The organism is Paenibacillus sp. 1-8 (genome assembly GCF_056316205.1).
Genome location: NZ_CM149995.1, coordinates 837,115 through 857,500 on the forward strand (window position 1 = coordinate 837,115; position 20,386 = coordinate 857,500).

Here is a 20,386-nt window from a genome sequence, read left to right on the forward strand (position 1 = left end):
GGTGGGTGTCATGGTTACGTATAAAATTGATGAGGTCGCCAAGCAATGCGGTTTGACCAAGCGAACCATTCGTTATTATGAGGAAATCGGTCTGTTGCCCTCCCCGCAGCGCAGCGAAGGAAATATGCGGCTGTATACGCAGGAGGATGTGGATTTACTGAAAAAAATTGTGAGTGCCAAGGAAGTGCTTGGTTTCTCCCTGCAAGAGCTTCAGCGTTACATGTCCGCAGCGGAAATGCTCAAGGGTCAGCGGGAGGAATATCGTGAGCGAACGGATATCCTGCATCCCGTTGAGCGCCGGGCCATGTTGGAGGATATGGAGGTAACACTGAACGAACAGTTGGAGCTGATGGAGGGAAAAATCAACAGCATCCGTATGCTCCAGACCGAGCTGGAGGAGCTGCGGGTCAGGGTTCGCGAACGGAAGGTTCTGCTTGATAAGGAGCTTGGCAGCGAACCATCATAAGCGAATCATTTTACATTTAGATCTGGAGGTTACATCCTACTATGAGTTCACAACACGCATTACCTGATGATTTAAAGTTACCTGATGAGTTAAAAAAACAGGCAGGCTTGCTGTCTCAGCCCAAGGCGGTATGGGCGGTTGCTTTTGCCTGTGTTATTTCATTTATGGGACTGGGATTAGTCGATCCTATCCTTCCGGCCATCGCCGATCAGCTTCATGCCACCAAGAGCCAAGTATCGTTACTGTTCACCAGCTATAATCTGGTGACAGGCGTGGCTATGCTGATTACGGGCGTAGTGTCCAGCCGATTGGGTGTCAAATGGACGCTGCTGACCGGAATATTGCTCATTATTGTGTTTGCCGGGTTGGGTGGTACAGCCGATACGGTTGGCGGGATTGTGGGCTACCGGGCAGGCTGGGGTTTGGGGAACGCCCTGTTTATTGCAACGGCGCTGTCCGCGATTGTAGGTCTGTCCACTTCGGGGACGGCCAAAGCGATTATTTTGTATGAGGCGGCACTGGGTCTCGGGATTTCGGTCGGCCCACTGCTTGGCGGTGAGTTAGGCTCCATTTCTTGGCGAGGTCCATTCTTCGGTGTAGCTGCGCTGATGGTCGTGGGATTTTTGTTCATTACATTTATGCTGCCTTCGATTCCAAAGCCTAAAAAGCGCGGCTCGATTGCCGATCCGTTCAAAGCGCTCACTTATCCGGCCCTGCTAACGCTGGGCATTGTGGCTTTGTTGTATAACTTCGGATTTTTTACGCTGATGGCGTATTCTCCATATGTGATGCATCTGGACGAGCACGGTTTGGGCTATGTCTTTTTCGGCTGGGGGATTATGCTGGCCTTTACCTCGGTGTTTGTAGCACCGAAGATTCAAGCACGCTTTAGCGTGGTATCTTCCATTAGTGTCATGCTGACGCTGTTTGCCATTGATTTAGGCGTCATGGCTATAGGGACGGTGGCAGGCTCGTCAACGACTGTCATTGTCGCGGTGATCGTGGCTGGTATTTTTCTGGGGATTAACAATACATTGATCACAACGGCTGTGATGCAGGCTGCTCCGGTGGAACGTTCCACGGCATCTGCGGCCTACAGCTTCATGCGCTTTTTGGGCGGGGCGATCTCGCCGTGGCTTGCAGGGAAGCTGTCCGAGTGGTACACGGCGGAAACTCCATTTTATTTTGGTGCATTGATGGTACTGCTGGGTGTAGTGGTGCTGATCGTACGTCGTCGACATATGCAGGATATACAGATTGATGCTCACTAACAATGAACTTCTGAGGAGGAAAAGAGTATGAGCGAATACAAGCATATTCTGGTCGCGATTGATGGTTCGCAGCACGCTATGAAGGCGTTGGAGACAGCCAAAGCGCTGTCCAAACAGCTTCAGGGTGAACCGCGTCTGACCGTATTGCATGTGAATCCGGCTTTATCCATGAATGAGCCCCCGGTTGGGGTGGATGTGGATGAGCGAATTGAGGAGGAAGGGCGTCATATATTAGAGCCAGCTTCCGACTTTTTGAAGGACGAGGGTCTTTCGTACCGCATGCTGGCGGGTCATGGTGACCCGGCGAGTGTTATTTGTAAAAGTGCAGAGCAGGAGCAGGTGGATCTGATCATTATGGGAACGCGGGGGAAAGGGCTGGTTTCGGAAATAATACTGGGCAGCGTCAGCCATCATGTAATTCAGCATGCACCCTGCCCTGTGCTGACGGTAAAATAAACGTTAACAGCAGCATTTATTTATTGGTGGTGAATGGAAAGCGCGGCATCTGATGAAGGGACTACCCAAGAATCTCGCGACTTTAGTCAAGAGAGGTTCAAGATGTGGAATTATCTCAAGAAGAAAAATTGTTTGGAATTGAAGAAAACTGAAAATTAGATACAAAGAACCACCGGATACAGGTTATTCGCCTGAAAGTCATCCAGTGGTTCTTTTTGCCCAATGTGTAATTCTCGCCATGGACGCCATGGGTTTTGTCGATTAGCTATGATGCTGCGTATCACGGTTCAAACGTAATTGTACATGGAATTTGTGATGTATACCTATGTAGGATTGCAAGCTGTAGTTATAGCATTTTTTTGAGCTGGGAAATACGGGCTTGGGAAACCTCAAGTATCTTTGCATATTCGTGCTGTGCTGCATTGGGTTGCTTCTGCATCAATTCTTTTAGGCTTTCGATCATCTGTTGCGTCGAACGGCGCAGACGTTTGGATTGCTTCATTGGCCTTTCTCCGTTGGAGAAAGTCGATTTGGACGGCCTTGTGATAGGGGTGAAATTTGTACCATTCTTCAAATTATGAATACATTCCCCACAAATAAAGCTGTCTCTAAAATAAGTCAACTGCTCCGTAGAACCACACATTTTACACGTCACCCCGGTATATTTTCGTAAGGCGAGAATACCCGTTTCCTCATCAGCAAAAATCTCAACAGGATCACCCATCTTGTAATCCATTGAAATACGCATCTCTTTGGGAATGACGATACGACCTAACGAATCTAAGGGACGTGTCATACCTGTACTTTTCAAATGATAACCTCCTTTTTTTATATCCTTATAATACTAAATAAAGAGGAGAAAAAAGAATAGGCTTAGAGAAGCAATCGCATATATTAAGTAAACTGTTGAAAAGTATACAAGGAAATTCTATAAAATGGTATACTATTTTGTGAAAAAAACAATGATTCTAGTACAACTTGTGTCTAATACCAGATTGTAATTGGATTTGTTGCCACAGAGCAGCATCGTAACTTTATCCTATAAACGTGTTAAAGGGGTTGTTTATTGTGAACCATACAACCACGATTCGAGCAGAGCTTGATACATAACATGAAGACAAACGGACTGAACATTACCCGACTTGGACGAACAGCAGGGCTAAATGCAGGTACGGTGAGTACCTTGGTAAATGGAAATCGTACGTTTTCCGTCGATCAACTGGATCGGATTACGGCAGTTATGGGACATCCCACCAGTGTCCTCACTAATTATGTGGAGTATATTTGCGCACCCCCGATAAATCGGAAAAAGAATTGGTTACAGAGCTTTTGAATATTATGATGGCGAGCAATCGACTCTGGAGCGAGAAACCTTCGTGGGTCACTCGCTCTTTTTTTGTATATTTCTCATTACTTTGCACTCTTTTCTATGAAAACTTATACTTATAGTTAAAGCTGACTTTAAGAAGTACAACGATAACGAGGAGGGGAATGAGAATGTACTCCATCAGAGAGGTTCAAATCAAGAGCGGACTGCCTGCATCTACACTTCGTTATTATGAAAAAGAGGGGATATTACCTGAAGTGGGGCGGGATGAGGGTGGAAGAAGAGTATATACGGAAAAACAAATTGACTGGTTAAGGTTTGTTATGGCTATGAAAGATACGGGGATGACGATTGAAGAGATTAAGGCATACCTTGAGCTTAATGCAAAAGGCGAAGCCACCGTACATGAAAGAAGAGATTTTCTCATAGCTCATAAGACAAAGGTAGAAGAGCATATGGCCCAAACACAACACAATTTGGAGAAAATCATTCAGAAGATCGCTTATTATGATCATGTGGTTATGGGAAAAAACTTCTCTTAACCAAGTATTTGATGCAAAGGTAAAAAAGCCAAAGCCGTTTGCTTAAAAAGCAAACGGCTCTTCGGAGGGAGCAGGGCACTATATATTTCTGGTAACCTCATACGCATCCCAGACAGCGTACATAATATTTTGTACTTGCTTGGCATCTCCGATTAAGTAGGCTTCGGAAACTTCATTTTGGATGTCTTCATAAAGCGATTGTTGAGGAGTATATCCTACAGCTAGAATCGCTGAATCGGCCTTTAGAATCGTTTCTTCACCATTTTTGTTTTTAAGAACAAATTCTTGATCGTTGGCATCTACAATTTTGGCGTTGGTCAGGAGATGGATATCCTTAAATGCAACAAGGTCACGCAGCATATCTTCATTTGCATGGCACAGGGGTCCGCCTACGGTTAAAATATCTTCTTGCATTTCCACCAAGGTTACTTTTTTACCTTGATCAGCAAGCCAGAGTGCAGTTTCGCATCCCACAAGCCCGCCCCCGACAATTACAGTGGAAGCACCGGGATCTTTTTTCCCAAGCAGAACCTCTTCTGCGGAATCGACGCAAGCTGCAAAGTCTGCAGACTAAAAAAAATATATATAACAGTACATTAGAGCTAATGTATGAAAAGAGCCTGGAAAAAATTAAAATTGAGGATATCTGTCGGAAGGCCGGCGTGTCAGTAGGGTCATTTTATAATCATTTCAAGACTAAAAGTGATATTTTGGTGGAGATGTATGCCCAGGCGGATGGCTACTTTGAATTGAAATTTAAGAATGAACTACCATCAGAAAGTATTATGCAGGATCTTATTCAATATTTTGAGGTTTATGCGGAATATAATCAGAATGTTGGTTTAGAGACGGTGAAACAGTTATATACAAGTAATAACAAGCTTTTCATTACTAAGGGTCGTGGTATGCAAAATATACTTCAACAGATTATAGAGAGAGGGCAAGCCGTGGGAGAGTTGGATCAAAGCATGACATCCGAAGAGATAACAGACTACTTATTTATTGCAGCTCGTGGGGTCATGTACAACTGGTGTCTTCATGATGGCGACTCGGATTTAATTGTAAATATGCGTGAATATATGAGTCGCCTGCTCACGATCTTTAAATAAAGGAATTGATTTTATCCTAGGGTGTGTACGCAAACTGTAGATCAAGAGAATATTCTGGTAGAATAAGAGATATGAGACGAAGATACGAATTAACAGACCGTGAGTGGGAAGTCTTTCAGATGTTTTTGCCCCCAGTACGAAAATCACAAGGAGGTCGACCACCCAAAAACCGTCGTCAAATGTTGAATGCCGTCCTCTGGGTTGCCCGTACGGGTGCTCCTTGGCGTGATTTACCCGATTATTATGGTCCTTGGTCCTCGGTCCTCGGTCCTCGGTCTACAGCTTTTTCTGGCGCCTGCAAAAGGCCGGCATTTGGGATGAAATCCTGAAGCACGTTACCATTGAACCTGATTTTGAGCAAATGATGATTGATTCAACGATTGTCCGAGTCCATCATCATGGGGCCGGCGCAAAAGGGGGGCCAGCAAGCAAGCGATCGGACGTTCCCGAGGCGGATTAACCACGAAAATCCATGCCGTGGTGGATGCGCTGGGCTATCCGCTCTGCTTCGAATTGACACCTGGACAAGCACATGATTCGGTAATGGGTTACGATATGCTTTCGAAGCTGGATTTACAGAATCTAGAAATTTTGGCGGATCGGGCGTATGATACCGATGTGATTGTGGCCTTAATAAAGGAACAAAATGCAACCGCCGTCATTCCAAGCAAACGCAACCGGCGAAAGAAGCGAGCTTACGACAAGGATACGTATAAAGAACGGCATTTAATCGAAAGCTTTTTTAATCGAGTGAAACAGTATCGGCGCTTGGCAACCCGCTATGACAAGACAGCGAGCATGTTCAAGGCTTTTTTGGCGTTGATTTCGATAAGGATGTGGCTCAAATAGGTTTGCGTATAGGCTCTAATCAATCTAATTAGGTCGATATTGTGGATGATCCTGGATAACGGCCGCATTCATCATGCAGCCCAAGTGCAAGATTTCTTGAAGCAGCATCACCGATTACAATTTGTTTTTCTGTCGAAGTACTCGCCTGACCTTAACCTGATTGAAGGTTTATGGAAGTGGCTAAAGAGCGATGTCGTTCACAACGTATTTTACAAGAAGTTTTATCATATTCGAATCAATGTCGCAGCCTTCATGAAACGCGTCAATGACAAATCGTTGGAGGTCATTGATCGCTTGTGAATACGAATGTAATTCAAAAATTCAGTCTATGTAGAATTTATATAAACTATCAATTTTACAAATATCAATAAACATATTATTGTAAAAACAAAGAAATTGGAGGTGGCTTGACAATGAAAATTCTTATAGTAGGCTATTTTACACAAATTTCAAAATCAAATATTAAAAAATATTTTCCTAATGACTGGGACATTGTAATTGTGCCGCCGGGAAAAGAAATGCTGCATCATATTGGAGACTGCCAGGTAATCATACCTGAACATATCAAAGTGGATCGCGACTTACTTTCCATGGCAAAAAAATTGAAACTGGTACAGACGGGTGCAGGGTATGATAATGTAGATATTGATGCCTGCACGCAACTAGGTATTTGGGTAGCTAATGCTGCAGGAGTGAATGCGCAGGCAGTGGCCGAGCATGTAATGGCGCTGATGTTGTCTTATTATAAAAACATACCCTACCTTGATAGATTCATGAAAACCAGAATAGATGAAAAACAGTTGGATTATACAGGAAGTGAATTAAAAGGTAAAACGATAGGAATTATCGGCTTTGGTGCTGTCGGTAAAAAAGTAGCTGAGTTTTGCAGGGTTTTTGATATGAATGTGCTGGTTAATGCTAGACATGCCGTTGTACAACCTGACAGCTTTGTAAAAATGACGGATTTCGATAATCTTGTAAGCGTATCAGATATAGTCACTGTACATACGTCACTGAATCCGCAAACCAAACAACTGATTGATAAAGGAGTATTCAAAAAGATGAAGAATACCGCACTTTTTATCAATACGGCTCGCGGTGGGATTGTCAATGAAAATGACTTAATAGCTGCTTTAAAAGATAAAGAAATTTCAGGAGCATGCTTGGATGTGTTTGAATCTGAACCGCTTTCAATTGACAGTGAACTAAGGGATCTGAGTAATGTCATACTTACTCCCCATACTGCCGGCATGCCAGATGGCGTCAAGTTGCATAAAAAAAGATATGATTTCTTTGTGAATAATATAAAACATATAAAAAACGGTGAAGAACCCGAAAGCAAGCTTAATCAGGTGTTATAGTTCTGATAATTTTTCATTTTATTAAAAAAGCAGTCGATCAATTGGCCGTTCTTTATACGTATCCTGGTCATACGCCCGCTTCCTCCTCCGGTCTCGCTTGCTCGGAATCCATTACCGAATCATCTGCCTGTCCCGGTGTCAACTCAAAGCGGAGCGGATTCCCCAGTGCATCAACCACGAACGCCAGAAAAAGCTGTAGGCTGAAGACCAAGGGCCATTATAATCGGGTAAATAATGCCATGAAGCACCGGTACGGGCAACCCAGAGGACGGCTTCACAGTTTGCGTACACACCCTAGTCACAGGGACGGTTCACCACAAGCTTAACGGGTAAAAGGTAATACTAGGGCAATAATGCTGGGTTGACTCTCACGCCACGTGAGGCTGTAGACTGTGTAACAAGGGAGGTGAAGCGGAATGGCTTACACGGTGAAGGAAGTATCCGGTCTGTCGGGAATCAGCGTACGAACTTTACATTATTATGATGAAATCGGATTGCTGAAACCGCACCATGTCGGGGATAACGGGTATCGCTATTACGAACAGGAGCAACTGTTGAGACTACAGCAGATTATGTTATACAGAGAGCTGGAATTACCGTTATCCGACATTGGCGACTTGCTGGAGCAGACGAAGGAAAAGACGGCCGAGGTTTTGTTGGAGCATCGAAACAAGGTGCAGAACAAAGTCTTCCGCTTGCATACTCTCCTACAGACCATCGACGAAACGGTGGCTCATGTGAAAGGAGAACAGATGATGAAACCGGAGCAATTGTACCAAGGGTTTGACCCGGAAAAGCAGGAAATGTACGAACGTGAACTGACGGAACGTTATGGTCATGAGGCCGAAGAGAAGATTCAGGAGAGCAAGACGGCAACGACGAACTGGTCCAAAGAGGAGTATCTGGATTCCCAAGCAGAGGCAGGTCAGATTCATCGGCAATTAGCTGAAGCTATGAATAAGGGATTAAAGCATAACAGTGAAGAAGTGCAAGCTTTGATCCGGCGTCATCTCCAATGGGTAAGCCGATTCTATACACCTACTGCCGAGATTTATAGTGGGCTGGCAGACTTGTACGTGGAGCATGAGGATTTCAGTAAAATGTATGAAGGCTATCGCCCCGGACTGGCTGAGTATTTGCGAGACGGGATGAAGGTGCTGGCAAAGCGGGAATTAAACTAACACTAGCTGGTGAAAAAGGCTGTAAGAGGTATGAAAAAGGGGTAAACAACAAGCCAATCCGACGGCCTGCTGTTCACCCTTTTTGTGTGTAAAGCAGCTTTACATGCTGCTATGTGTCGCTCTCATGCCTTGCTGACTGTTGTTTCCGTAGTGCTGAATGCTACCACTGCTTGCATAATGCTGCCCAGTCGTACCCATGTGTTGCGGAAAGCTTTGGCTCATGTGGCTTCCCGTACCATAGGAGGATGGTTGCATACTGTGGGAGGCGTAATTATCGCCAAATCCGGGCTGAGTCATTTGGCTGCTGGAGCGGATCGTGTTTTCCAATTGACTACACAATTGAATGACTTGTTGGTATTGCTGCATAGCTTGTTGGTGGTGCTGGATTGCGGTTTGGATCGTTTGAGCTGCATTACGTTCACGTTGCACCAGGTTTTCAAGACTGGATGCATTTTGTTGCTCCTGTTGCAGCAACTGTTGATACATCGTTGTCCCTTGCTGTGTTTGTTGAACTAGTTGCTGCATAATTTGTTCACATTGACGAAGCTGCTGTTGTGGAGCCATGGTGTTGTTGTACATTGTCATTAATCTCCTTCACCGGATGGTTTTAGGTTCCAGACCCTTATATATTGTGGCGAAGGAAGACGATGATTATACGCGGATTTTGATTACAAACTGGCTACCAGAATAGCCGTAAATTCCTCTAGGAATACACGATCTTCGTGGTCGAAGCGGGCTTTTAGCGGGCTGTCAATGTCCAGTACTCCCAGCAGTTCTCCGTTCTTGATGAGGGGGATGACGATTTCGCTGTTGGAAGCCGCGTCACAGACGATATGGCCCGGGAACGCATGGACATCTTCTACGACAAGGGTCCGTCGCTCCACTGCGGCTGTACCGCATACACCGCGTCCCAGCGGAATTCGTATACACGCGGGCTGGCCCTGAAATGGACCGAGTACAAGCTCGGTTCCATCATAGAGATAGAAGCCGCTCCAGTTAATATCCGGCAGAAAATGACCAAGCAATGCAGAAGCGTTCGCCAGGTTTGCAATAGTATTGGGTTCATCATGAATGAGTGCCCGGAGTTGCCCAAGAACTGATTCAAATTGTTCGTTACGTGTGCCTTCGTAAGGGATAGCCTGAAACATGTAGTCCACGCTCCTATCAGTGAAATTTTTTACCATTATCTGTTGTATATATCGGGAGAAAAAGGTAATTCTGCAAGTTGCTTTTACCATTGGTTAATTAATTTAAGATATAACGATTTATATATTCAGTCAAGAGGAAAATACATCTGTAACCTTTTCAGCGACCTCCGTACTCTAATCTTTGTACAGCGTAATTTCAAGAGAAGAACAGGAGTTGTCAGGTATGAAAAAGGTACATAGTGCAATCAGCTCAGCGGTGGTGACCAGTCTGATTCTGACGGCAGTCGTACATTTTATGAAAAGTGGATCGCCTTCGCTGCTTGGTTTCTACAATTCAAAAGGGGTGCCACTCATTTGTTTCCGGCTTGTTTCCTATGGGTAAAAACAATATAACGATGTTGGCCTTAAGCCGGGAAGGAGCTACAACCATGCATGCAGATGTTCAAAATTTGTTTATCCGTATACAGATGCTTTCCTATGCACATCAAAACGATTTGACGGTGAGAGATATTCAACCTGTACTAGAAGACCGCGGGTACCGCGTAGGAGAACGTGAGGTCAAGCAGGAGCTGGAGAACCTGACGCAGGAAAACTTTCTGACACCGCATGACGATTTGTTCAGCATTACGGGCGCAGGAATTGAAGAATTGAAGGAAATTCAGACGATGCTGGGCGTATTGTACAAGGATGTTGTGAAGAAACCGGCCCGGGCGGCTTCTCGTGCCTCCTCCTAAAGTGGCATTGGAATGCGGAGTATAGTCATCATTCATGTCTGCCTGACTACTTGGAAATGAGCGGCTCCAAACATATCCTCCTTTTCTCATGGATACCGGATCGGCGCATTTGTGGAGCAGGGGGGTGTTTGCGTTTGTTGGAGGGGTATGCTTAAATGTAGCGTATATTTATTGTCACTTTGATGCTGGAAGGATGATTGAACATGTGCGCATATGCATGTAAGGGGCATATACCACCGCTGGAAGGCCCGCGTCTTCGACTCCGAAAGATGGAAACCGGGGATGCGGCTACGATGTTTGCCTGCTGGTCTGATCCGGAGGTTCACCGTTATATGAACCTGACGGGGATGTCCGGACGTGAGGATGCGGAGGATATGATCGAGCTGTTGAATGAGCTGGCGAAGACGGAGGATGCGTTACGCTGGGGCATAGAGCTGAAGGAGGACGGGAAGCTGATCGGCAGCTGTGGCTTTAATTATTGGCAGACCGAGGGAGCCTATAAAGCCGAAATCGGCTACGAGCTGGCTAAGCCCTATTGGAGAAAGGGCTATATGTCGGAGGCGCTGCGGCTGGTGCTGTTTTTCGGGTATGGCACGATTCAGCTGAATCGGATGGAAGCGCTGGTGGACCCGCGAAATACGGGATCGCAAGCCTTATTGTCCTCTATGGGCTGGACGCAGGAAGGGCTGCTACGGCAAGTGCAGCATACGTCTACAGGCTTTAAGGATATGCTGATGTACTCCTTGCTACATGAAGAATGGCTCAGACTGGAGGCAAAGCGAAATGCTGTTTCAGTATAACGGAGGGGCGTCCCCGCTGCACAGGCTGGGGCCATTAAGTAAACTGATTCTGGTGGGTTGCTTTAGCCTGCTGTCGATGGCATGGGATTCAACCCTGCATGAAGCGGCACTGCTGGTTGTATTGATCGTTGCGGCTTGGTTTGGGGCAGGCATAACGTTGGCACGTCAGCTTCGGGCCATGTCATTTCTGATTGGTTTGGGTGTTCCGTATTTTATATTATCTATTCTGGCAATTAGGGAAGGACATATCGTGGCAACCTGGGGGCCGATTTGGATTACAGCGGAAGGGCTGGATATCGCAGGGGCGTTGACGCTGCGCATTTTTGTGCTGTTTTTGGCCTCGTATATTTATTTGTCGACAACTGATCCCAGAGATTTTGTACAGGCTTTGAATCTGCGTTTGCGTGTTCCTTATCGGTTTGCGTTCGGTATTTCTGTGGCGCTGACGTTTCTCCCCTTATTGGAAGAGGAAGGACGTACTATAATGGCGGCACGGCGTGTGCGTGGACAGGAACCGCCGCGAGGACTGCGGAACCGGCTTTCATGGTGGGGCGGATATGTCGGTGCTATGCTGGTGAATGCCGTGAGACGAGTTCAGCAGACGGCGCTGGCGATGGAGGGCAAAGGCTTTGGTGCTTATACTGATCGTACCTATCTCCGTGCGCTGGACAAGGGGTGCTCCGGTTATGTATGTGCTGTGGTTGCTGTATTAGGTACTGCTGTTTTATGGTGGAGCTTATAGGGAGCAGCTTCTTTTTTGATCTTATTGTCAACCGTATAAATAAATTTAGGTTGACAATAAGAGCTTGTATGAATACATTTAGAATGTGCTCGTTTATATTTGGAGAGGAGATAGGGAATTACATATGAAGGAATCTCGTATTTTTGCAAAGTTTACGACGCTGGATATCGTATTGATGGCGATGCTGGCAACGTTGAATGGAGTCATGACCGTTTATTTGTCGATGATTAACAAAACATTAAACAGTCTGGGAGGGCCTATCGCGACTTCCTCCATTGTCGGGCTGTACATGATATATGGTTTGCTGGCCTATTATATTATTCGTAAGCCGGGGACGGCGGTAATTGCCTATTCATTTGGCGCAGTGGTGCAGTCCTTTATGGGTTCAGCCTACGGAATCGCATCTATCATCGCTGCTGCGGTCTGCTATATGATTGCCGCTGAACTGGTATTTGCTGTACTGCGCTATCGACGCTGGAATGCCGTTTCGCTGATGCTGGCAGGCGGGGCTATGGTGCCGTTATGGTTTATCGTGGCAGCCAATATGTTCGGCTATATGCATTGGGGCTGGAAGGTGCTGACGATTGCACTGGTCGTGCGCATCCTGAGCGGTATTGTATTGTGCGGTCTGCTGACCAAGATGTTGGGCGATGCGTTGAATCGGACAGGACTGTTAAAACGTTTTGAGCTGGGTCGTGCTTCGCGTGCATAGCACTTGCCATGGCGAGACTGCATTCTTCAAGAACAGGGATAGAGGGTATTTCGGTTATGAATGAACATAGCGATAATGGTTCTGGATGTAAAATAGCCATTTCCATGAAGGATTTCGGCTATCGGTATGATGATCAGGAGGAACCCGCTTTACATGGCTTGACGCTGGACATTGCAGTGGGCGAGCATGTTGCGATTGTCGGGGCCAGTGGAAGTGGAAAATCTACGCTGTGCCAGCTTCTCCACGGCGGATTGTCCCGTTCCGGTGAAGGAGAACGGGTTGGGGAGCTGATCGTGTACGGGATGGACCCGGACACGGCTGACCTGGCGGCTGTCGCCTCCACCGTCGGCGTCGTGCTTCAGGACCCGGATGCCCAACTGGTGCAGGGAATCGTCGAAGACGAGATCGCCTTCGGGCCGGAGAACCTGCGCGTGCCTCCGGCGGAAATAGCGCAGCGCCTGACGGCTGCGCTGGAGGCCGTCGGCCTTGCCTCCGAGCGCGGCTCCTTCGTGCGCCGCCTCTCGGGCGGCCAGCGCCAACGCACTGCTATCGCTGCGGTGCTGGCGCTGGAAGCGCCGCTCGTCGTGTTCGACGACGCAGCGGCGCAACTGGACCCGCCGGCCCAAAGCGACTTCGCCCTGCTATGCCGGCGGCTCCATGCCGCAGGCCGGACGGTGGTCACCGTGTCCGGCCGCATGGACGATGCCGCGCGTGCAGCGCAGCGCGTCATCGTGCTGGAGGGCGGGGCTGTGCAGCTGCAAGGCCCGCCCGACAAGCTGCTGCGCGAGCATGGCGCGCAGCTTGTCGCCTTGGGGCTGCTGCCGTCTCCCGCAGGGAGGGGAGGCGTGCCCCAAGGACCGGGGGCGAAGCCCGGCCTGCCGTTGTTGGAGGTGAAGGAGCTGGCCTTCACCTATCCCGGCAGTGGCCGGGCAGCACTGGCAGGCGTGAGCCTTGCCCTTGCGCCCGGAGAACGAGCCGTCCTGCTGGGCGAGAACGGCTCGGGGAAAACAACGCTCGGCAAGCTGCTGATGGGCCTCCTGCCTGCACCTAAGGGGTGCATGTGGTGGGAGGGTCAGGATATGGCGAAGCTGCCGATCCATCAACTGGCCACCGGGATCGGCTACGTGTTCCAGCAGCCGGAGCATCAGTTTGCGGCTACAACGGTGTGGGACGAATGCTTGTACAGCGTCCGCGTCAAGCTTGGATTACGGGCTGGGGAGCCGATTCCTGCTGCATATGAGGAACGGGCGCAGCGGTTGCTGACAGCCGCCCGACTGGATCACAGGCTGGATGCCTCTCCGTACCTGCTGAGTGGCGGTGAAAAAAGGCTCTTAGGCGTAGCCGCGCAGTTCATTCTGCCCAAAAAGCTTTACATTTTGGATGAGCCTACTGCCGGAACGGATTATGAAGGAGCGAACATCCTGCTTCGCATGTGCGCTGAACAAGTGAACCACGGAGCAGCCTTTCTGATCATCACCCACGATATGCAGTTCGCTGAAAGCTTTTCCAGCCATATTCTGTACATGGAAAAGGGGCAGATTAAGGAAGCGGAAAGTGCCGGGGATTTATCATACGATTACAGTTGGCAAAAATTAATTATATGTAGACAATAATATATATACATCGTATAAAACAGGCGGCCTATATAGGCCGCCTGTTTACGATTATGCAGTGCGGGTAATACCAATCCTGTGCAGTCGAATTGCACAGGTGCAACCAGTTTACACAAGGAAAGGATTTGTGATTTGCTTGGGAAAAGATAAACCCTTGAAGCGCGGGCTCGTGCTGACCGGTGTTCTGTTGGCCACCTTTCTGGCCGCGATTGAGGGAACCGTCATCGGTCCTGCCGGACCGACTATTGTTAGTGAACTGGGCAGCGTGAATTTGCTCAGCTGGATTTTTACGGCCTATTTGCTGACGATGGCTGTAACTACACCTATTTTCGGCAAGCTTAGCGATTTATTTGGTCGCAAACCGATTTTTCTGATCGGCTGTTCATTGTTTGTACTCGGTTCTTTGCTTTGTATGATGGCTGGTAGTATGGAGCAGCTTATTTTGTACCGGGCTATTCAAGGGATTGGAGCGGGCGGCGTGATTCCCGTTACCTTTACCATTATCGGAGATATATACAAAATGGAGGAACGCGGCAAAGTTCAGGGAATGATCAGCTCGGTATGGGGGATTTCTTCTCTGATCGGGCCTTTGCTGGGCGGTTACGTGGTCACTTATTTTGGCTGGGAATGGATTTTCGGCTTTAACGTCCCTTTTGGACTGCTTGCAATGTTCTTCATCGCTCGTTACCTGCGGGAGCAGGTAGCCAAGCGCACCGCGCGCATCGACGTGCCGGGAGCTGTGACCTTTACCATTGGAATGACGGCTCTTTTGCTCGTATTGGCACTGGGCGGACAATATGTCGGTTGGGCTTCTCCTGAATTGCTGGCCTTGGCAGCCGTCGCTATTTTATTCCTGATTCTGTTTTTGGTTATTGAAAAGCATGCTCAGGAACCGATGGTGCCGCTAAAGCTGTTTCGGATACCGGATATCGCTTTTTCCTGTGCCGCAGCACTGCTGGTCAGTTCTCTACTGATCGGGCTGACAAGCTACCTGCCGCTTTGGATTCAAGGCGTACACGGTGGAGATGCCGCTTCATCCGGTCTGGCGCTGGCTCCGATGTCAGTAGGATGGCTGTTCGGCTCCATGATCGGGGGACGCATTTTGCTGACTTTGGGTTCGCGTCGAACCTCATTAGTCGGACTGACCCTGATTGTACTGGGTGCCTTCGTGATGACCCTGATGGGCGAAACGGCGCCGATCTGGCTGCTGTTCCTATCCACATTATTGTATGGATTGGGCTTTGGCTTCTCCATGACTATGTTTACCATTATTGCCCAGTCTTCGGTCGGGTTCCAACTGCGTGGTGCATCTACAGCATTGAATACGTTCCTGCGAACACTGGGGCAAACCATTGGTGTCGCAGCCTTCGGTTCATGGCTTAATTATCGCATTGCTGCCCAGACAGCAGATGGACAGCTTACACTGCAGGGGGTTACGCAGGAGGATATTAACGGTTTGCTTGCTCCTCATGCCTCACAAAGCTTGAGTGACAAGACCGCTGGCTTGCTCCGTTCCGTGCTGGAAAACAGTCTGCATTCCCTGTTCATCATCATGGTCATTATTGCGGTTATTAGTTGGTTTGTCGTCCTCGGGTTGCGGAACCGTCCACCGGGTACGGAGGAAGAAGCAAGCAAGCCTGCAAAGGCGGCACAGGAAGGAACTGCATAGGAATAAAGGAATCGTAGATCGTTTCCTTGGAGAATGTTTATTGCTTGTATAGCGGTATGAAAATACAGAATATATAGGGAAATAGCGGTAGCTTGGGACAGGGAAATAGCGTCCAGAGCTACTGCTATTTTTTTAATCGTCATTTCCTGATAGTTTAATAGGTTTAGTTTTTTTCTCACATAGATAAGCAGAAAATGTACATAGAAAACGGAGTAGTCGGGGTGGTGCTGTACAAGCGAAGCGATCGCTTTAAAAGCTTTTCGTAGGAAAGCTCGCTTCGGAAGCATCACCTCCCCGGATTTCTTCTCTAATCACAGGCTTTATTCGAGAAATCCGGAGGGGCGGTGGCGATGGGAAGCACTATCCGACTGCGTAGTGGCACCATAGGTAACTTTTAAATTCAGTTTATATAGTTGGGCTAATGAGCATCAGAGGTGTATTTTTTATGTCAGAAATACCGTATGTAAATAACTACATAAGTAAATTATTGGTAGAATAGTCTTATTACACATGCATCTAATATTTTTGTCGAAAATTAAAGGGGCCCTAAAGTACCGTTTTTCTGAATTCGTTTGCAAATGGATTTTTTGATGAATTTTTTTGAATGATTTTGAAGGAAAATGAAGCGACCTACCTAGAAAAATTGAATATGCAAAAAAATCAAGAAATAAATTTATCCAAGTGTAAGTAAAATGAAAGAAAATGAGATTTTCAGAAATTCACTAGGCAAATATGAGGATAGAGCTCAAGAGGTCTCCTTCTTTAGCCATGAATAAAAGGGGAGATCTAGTCTATATCAATCGTTAAGCATTAAATATAGAATGGCCCTACCAACATAAAAGTTGAGTATCCGATACAGGGAAGAATAATCGAAAAGGGAGATGGAATACTTGAAGTTTAACAAATGGTTCAGAAATGCAGCAACCGTAACGGTAGCAACTACCTTGCTGTTAGGAGGCGGCATTCAAGCTTTTGCGAAGGAAAAAGACGGTGCTGATCTGGAGGAAGACAGCAGGTTTACCCAAATCACGCGTCATGATATGCTGGATATTTTCAAACAGCAGGGCAAAGAAAAATATGAGGTTCCATCCTTTGATGCATCTACCATCAAAAATATTCCTTCGGCAAAAGGCCGCGACGGATCGGGCAAGCTGATTGATCTGGATGTATGGGATACTTGGCCGTTACAAAATGCCGATGGCACGATAGCTAATTACAAGGGGTACAACATTGTTTTTGGACTGGCAGGCGATCCTAAAAGAGCAGAGGATACGTTTGTCTATCTGTTCTATCAAAAAGCAGGCAACACCTCGCTGGAAGGCTGGAAAAATGCCGGAAGAGTATTTAAGGATAACGATAAATTCCTTGCAAACGATCCAATCCTGAAGAATCAGGCGGAGGAATGGTCCGGTTCTGCTACTTTAACGTCGGATGGAGAAGTGCGTTTATTTTATACGAGCAGACAGCCTTTTGAGCCGGAGAACAAACTATACGGCAAGCAAACCTTGGCTACGGCCCAAATTAATCTTTCTCAACCCAATGACGAAACCCTGAAAGTGGATGGCATAGAGGACCTCAAATCGATTTACGATGCTGGCGACGGGAAAATTTATCAGAATGTTCAGCAAAGCGTGGGAGTAAACCTAGATAACCACACATTCAGAGACCCTCATTACATTGAAGATCAAGGAAAAAAATATATCATATTTGAAGCGAACACGGGTACAGAGACGGGCTACCAGGGAGAGGATTCCCTTTATAAATCTGAGTATTATGGCGGGAATAACGAATTTTTCACGAAAGAGCTACAAAATCTGCAGCAAAGTCCCAAGAAAAACGGGGCCGAAGTGGCAAACGGTGCTTTGGGAATCGTGGAATTAAATAATGATTATACGTTGAAAAAAGTGATGGACCCGCTAATTGCATCCAATCTGGTAACCGATGAAATTGAACGGGCGAATGTTTTCAAAATGAATGGTTTGTGGTATTTGTTTACAAGCACCAGAGGTTCCAAATCTACCGTTGATGCCGTTGGAGACGACGATATTTACATGCTGGGTTACGTATCGACTTCTTTGACAGGGCCTTATAAGCCCCTGAATGGAACCGGTCTCGTTCTTCACCAAAATCTGGATCGTGATGATATTACCTGGACGTATGCCCATTTTGCTATTCCGCAAGGCAAAGGAAATAACGTTGTGGTAACCAGCTATATGACAAACCGTGGACTGTTCCCGGATCACAAATCCACTTTTGCGCCAAGCTTCCTGCTGAACATTAAAGGCTCCAAAACTTCTGTTGTGAAGAACGGAATTCTGGAGCAAGGACAAATCACGATTGACCCGACGGACGACAAGGAAGTACCACCATATGACTATGGGAAGAAATAAGTAGGTAGTCCGGTGGGACGATACCGGGGGCTGAGATTCACACGTCTCTGAGTAACTTGGTGAATTAAGGGTTACCTTGATTTACCGAGCCGTCCCATACCGGACGATACATATCGTGCAATGAGAGGATGGGAACCGACCATTCCCGCATGCTCGTCAGACTATCCAGACAAAGAGAGTGGGGAGGATCGTCATGATGAAAAACATAGCTTCTAAGAGCATTTGGATACGATCCATCGTGGTCATCGTGGGCTTAAGTATTTTATTAGCGATAGGCTGGAGTCTTTATCACCCGGCTAAAAGTGAAAGTCTAGAAACACAGAAGAGGCCAACCTACCGGGCTTCCTATCATTTTACCGTTCCGGATAAGTGGAAGAATGATCCTCAACGGCCCATTTATTTCGATGAAAAATATCATTATTACTATTTATATAATCGTGACTATCCCAAAAAGAACGGTACAGAATGGCGACATGCCACATCTACCGACCTGGTTCATTGGAAAGATGAAGGGGTGGCGATTCCTAAATATACGAACCCGAATGGAGATCCTTGGTCCGGTTCAGTCGTGATCGACGATAATAACACCGCAGGTTTTGGTAAAGGAGCGCTTGTAGCCATTGTGACACAACCCTCCGCAGATGGAGGAAAGCAGGAACAATTTTTGTGGTACAGTACGGACAAAGGCAAGACGTTTACTTCTTACCGCAACAAGCCTGTGATGTCCAACCCCGGTACAAAGGACTTCAGAGACCCCAAAATCATCCGAGATACTCAACGTAATCAATGGGTGATGGTCATGGCAGAGGGAACGAAGATTGGCTTTTATGAGTCTGATAATTTAAAGAATTGGCGGTATACGAGCGGCTTTCAAACGGAAAATATCGGGCTTGTGGAATGTCCTGACCTTTACCGGATGCGGGCCGATGATGGAAGCTATCAATGGATTCTGGGCGTGAGCGCCAATAGCAAACCAACAGGCGGGCCCAACACGTATGCCTACTGGACGGGAGATTTTAATGGAGAAGCATTTCTTCCTGATCGTAGTGAGCCTGAGTGGCTGGATTATGGCTTTGACTGGTATAGTGCAGTTACGTTTGAGGATGGGAAAGACAAAGATAAATACAGTCACCGTTATGCTCTGGCCTGGATGAATAATTGGGATTATGCCCATAACACGCCTACCCTAAAGGAAGGCTTTAATGGAATGGATTCGATTGTTCGTCAAATTCGGCTGAAGCATATAGCAGATGCCGGATATCGCTTGGTTTCACAGCCGGTAAAAGCTTTGGGGCAATTCCAAACCTCAACGGAATCATTTGGACAGATCAAGGTAGAGGGCTCTCACCCACTTCCAGTAGCAGGTGATGCCTATCAGTTAGAGGCGGATGTATCTTGGTCAACGATCAAAAATACGGGCTTGAGACTTCGAGAGTCAGCGGATGGCAAGCGTCATGTGGATGTCGGCGTTTCGACGGATGGGCAATACTCCTACGTAAATAGAGCCAACACCAGGCAGCCGGATCAGAGTGGAAAATATGTAGAGAGCAGGGCGCCTTTTGATGCCACTAAGAAAAAGGTTCACCTAAACATTCTCGTCGATAAAACCAGCATTGAAGTATTTGTAGATGACGGTGAAGTTGCTTATTCCAGTTTAATATTCCCAGAACTAGAGGATCAGGGAATTACTCTTTTTGCCGATGGCGGCCCGGCTATGTTTAACAATGTAGTGGTCAAGCATTTTAATCGTTAGCGGGTATCGTTAGAAGTCTATAAAAAAGAGGCAGTTCGGGCACCAAAATGAGGTCCGAGCTGCCTCTTTATTCAACTATTGTACTTTTCAGCCTTAACTAAATTAGTTTCAGGATTTACTCGCTAGAATAAAGTTCCTACTAGAATAATAACGATCATGGTCATAAAAAGGCCTATCCCATGTTTGCTCCGGCATTGGTGAAGGGCAATATCTGCGTTCCTAAAAGCATGTTTATAGGAACGATTCTAAATTACTCTATTTCA

At 46.9% G+C, this 20,386-nt stretch carries 20 protein-coding genes and 3 pseudogenes; 19 read left to right on the forward strand and 4 right to left on the reverse strand.

Features of this window, described 5'->3' with window-relative positions; translation table 11 throughout:
- Positions 1 to 10: 10 nt before the first annotated feature.
- From AC0WRU_RS03860 to AC0WRU_RS03870, 3 genes are read left to right on the forward strand one after another with little or no spacing between them, the layout of a single operon-like run.
- Positions 11 to 466, forward strand: a complete 456-nt coding sequence (locus AC0WRU_RS03860; protein WP_476127296.1) for a MerR family transcriptional regulator — start codon at positions 11 to 13, stop codon at positions 464 to 466.
- A gap of 41 nt (positions 467 to 507) precedes the next feature.
- Entirely contained in the window at positions 508 to 1,737 is a 1,230-nt protein-coding gene (locus AC0WRU_RS03865; protein WP_476127297.1) for an MFS transporter, read from the forward strand.
- 27 nt (positions 1,738 to 1,764) lie between these two features.
- Complete coding sequence (locus AC0WRU_RS03870) at positions 1,765 to 2,193, forward strand: universal stress protein (protein WP_025686569.1); 429 nt, start codon at positions 1,765 to 1,767, stop codon at positions 2,191 to 2,193.
- Positions 2,194 to 2,539: 346 nt separating this feature from the next.
- Here AC0WRU_RS03870 and AC0WRU_RS03875 read toward each other — a convergent pair whose 3' ends face one another.
- Positions 2,540 to 3,004, reverse strand: coding sequence for an AbrB/MazE/SpoVT family DNA-binding domain-containing protein (locus AC0WRU_RS03875; RefSeq protein ID WP_476127298.1), 465 nt, complete (start codon positions 3,002 to 3,004; stop codon positions 2,540 to 2,542).
- Between the two features lie 300 nt (positions 3,005 to 3,304).
- On the opposite strand from AC0WRU_RS03875, the gene AC0WRU_RS03880 reads away from it, so the two are divergent.
- Positions 3,305 to 3,526, forward strand: a complete 222-nt coding sequence (locus AC0WRU_RS03880; protein ID WP_476127299.1) for a helix-turn-helix domain-containing protein — start codon at positions 3,305 to 3,307, stop codon at positions 3,524 to 3,526.
- Positions 3,527 to 3,690: 164 nt separating this feature from the next.
- Entirely contained in the window at positions 3,691 to 4,062 is a 372-nt protein-coding gene (locus AC0WRU_RS03885) for a MerR family transcriptional regulator (RefSeq protein WP_025686572.1), read from the forward strand.
- A gap of 78 nt (positions 4,063 to 4,140) precedes the next feature.
- Here AC0WRU_RS03885 and AC0WRU_RS03890 read toward each other — a convergent pair whose 3' ends face one another.
- Entirely contained in the window at positions 4,141 to 4,590 is a 450-nt protein-coding gene (locus tag AC0WRU_RS03890) for an FAD-dependent oxidoreductase (RefSeq protein WP_476128558.1), read from the reverse strand.
- Between AC0WRU_RS03890 and AC0WRU_RS03895 the strand changes: the two genes are divergently transcribed.
- The 5 genes and pseudogenes from AC0WRU_RS03895 to AC0WRU_RS03915 all read left to right on the forward strand — a co-directional run bounded on the left by AC0WRU_RS03895 (position 4,518) and on the right by AC0WRU_RS03915 (position 8,562).
- Entirely contained in the window at positions 4,518 to 5,171 is a 654-nt protein-coding gene (locus AC0WRU_RS03895) for a TetR/AcrR family transcriptional regulator (protein WP_476127300.1), read from the forward strand. The two genes, AC0WRU_RS03890 and AC0WRU_RS03895, sit on opposite strands and share 73 nt — an antisense overlap.
- Before the next feature lie 71 nt (positions 5,172 to 5,242).
- Positions 5,243 to 6,020 (forward strand): annotated as a pseudogene (locus AC0WRU_RS03900) (IS5 family transposase).
- Between the two features lie 45 nt (positions 6,021 to 6,065).
- Positions 6,066 to 6,320: pseudogene (locus tag AC0WRU_RS03905) on the forward strand (transposase); the annotation flags it as partial.
- A gap of 113 nt (positions 6,321 to 6,433) precedes the next feature.
- On the forward strand, positions 6,434 to 7,381 hold the full coding sequence (locus AC0WRU_RS03910; protein WP_025722578.1) for an NAD(P)-dependent oxidoreductase: 948 nt from the start codon (positions 6,434 to 6,436) through the stop codon (positions 7,379 to 7,381).
- 416 nt (positions 7,382 to 7,797) lie between these two features.
- The gene (locus AC0WRU_RS03915) at positions 7,798 to 8,562 is read left to right on the forward strand and encodes a MerR family transcriptional regulator (protein ID WP_476127301.1); all 765 of its coding nucleotides are present in this window, start codon (positions 7,798 to 7,800) and stop codon (positions 8,560 to 8,562) included.
- A gap of 99 nt (positions 8,563 to 8,661) precedes the next feature.
- Here AC0WRU_RS03915 and AC0WRU_RS03920 read toward each other — a convergent pair whose 3' ends face one another.
- The gene (locus AC0WRU_RS03920) at positions 8,662 to 9,141 is read right to left on the reverse strand and encodes a hypothetical protein (RefSeq protein ID WP_025686577.1); all 480 of its coding nucleotides are present in this window, start codon (positions 9,139 to 9,141) and stop codon (positions 8,662 to 8,664) included.
- 89 nt (positions 9,142 to 9,230) lie between these two features.
- A complete protein-coding gene (locus AC0WRU_RS03925) occupies positions 9,231 to 9,710 on the reverse strand; it encodes a GAF domain-containing protein (RefSeq protein WP_476127302.1) in 480 nt (159 codons plus the stop codon).
- Positions 9,711 to 9,933: 223 nt separating this feature from the next.
- Between AC0WRU_RS03925 and AC0WRU_RS03930 the strand changes: the two genes are divergently transcribed.
- The 9 genes and pseudogenes from AC0WRU_RS03930 (at position 9,934) to AC0WRU_RS03970 (ending at position 20,123) form a co-directional block, all read left to right on the forward strand.
- On the forward strand, positions 9,934 to 10,092 hold the full coding sequence (locus AC0WRU_RS03930; RefSeq protein WP_476127303.1) for a hypothetical protein: 159 nt from the start codon (positions 9,934 to 9,936) through the stop codon (positions 10,090 to 10,092).
- A 46-nt stretch (positions 10,093 to 10,138) separates the two neighbouring features.
- Positions 10,139 to 10,444 carry a hypothetical protein gene (locus AC0WRU_RS03935; RefSeq protein ID WP_476127305.1) on the forward strand — a complete coding sequence of 102 codons (306 nt, stop codon included), beginning with the start codon at positions 10,139 to 10,141 and terminating at the stop codon, positions 10,442 to 10,444.
- Between the two features lie 203 nt (positions 10,445 to 10,647).
- On the forward strand, positions 10,648 to 11,244 hold the full coding sequence (locus AC0WRU_RS03940) for a GNAT family N-acetyltransferase (protein ID WP_476127306.1): 597 nt from the start codon (positions 10,648 to 10,650) through the stop codon (positions 11,242 to 11,244).
- Entirely contained in the window at positions 11,228 to 11,986 is a 759-nt protein-coding gene (locus AC0WRU_RS03945; protein WP_476127307.1) for an energy-coupling factor transporter transmembrane component T family protein, read from the forward strand. The genes AC0WRU_RS03940 and AC0WRU_RS03945 overlap by 17 nt, the downstream gene beginning before the upstream one ends.
- A 124-nt stretch (positions 11,987 to 12,110) precedes the next feature.
- Positions 12,111 to 12,698, forward strand: a complete 588-nt coding sequence (locus tag AC0WRU_RS03950) for an ECF transporter S component (RefSeq protein ID WP_476127308.1) — start codon at positions 12,111 to 12,113, stop codon at positions 12,696 to 12,698.
- Positions 12,699 to 12,754: 56 nt separating this feature from the next.
- A pseudogene (locus tag AC0WRU_RS03955) lies at positions 12,755 to 14,294 on the forward strand (ABC transporter ATP-binding protein).
- Between the two features lie 171 nt (positions 14,295 to 14,465).
- Complete coding sequence (locus AC0WRU_RS03960) at positions 14,466 to 15,980, forward strand: MDR family MFS transporter (protein WP_476128559.1); 1,515 nt, start codon at positions 14,466 to 14,468, stop codon at positions 15,978 to 15,980.
- 890 nt (positions 15,981 to 16,870) lie between these two features.
- The gene (locus tag AC0WRU_RS03965) at positions 16,871 to 18,370 is read left to right on the forward strand and encodes a glycoside hydrolase family 68 protein (protein ID WP_476127309.1); all 1,500 of its coding nucleotides are present in this window, start codon (positions 16,871 to 16,873) and stop codon (positions 18,368 to 18,370) included.
- 196 nt (positions 18,371 to 18,566) lie between these two features.
- Entirely contained in the window at positions 18,567 to 20,123 is a 1,557-nt protein-coding gene (locus AC0WRU_RS03970; protein WP_476128560.1) for a glycoside hydrolase family 32 protein, read from the forward strand.
- Positions 20,124 to 20,386 lie beyond the last annotated feature (263 nt).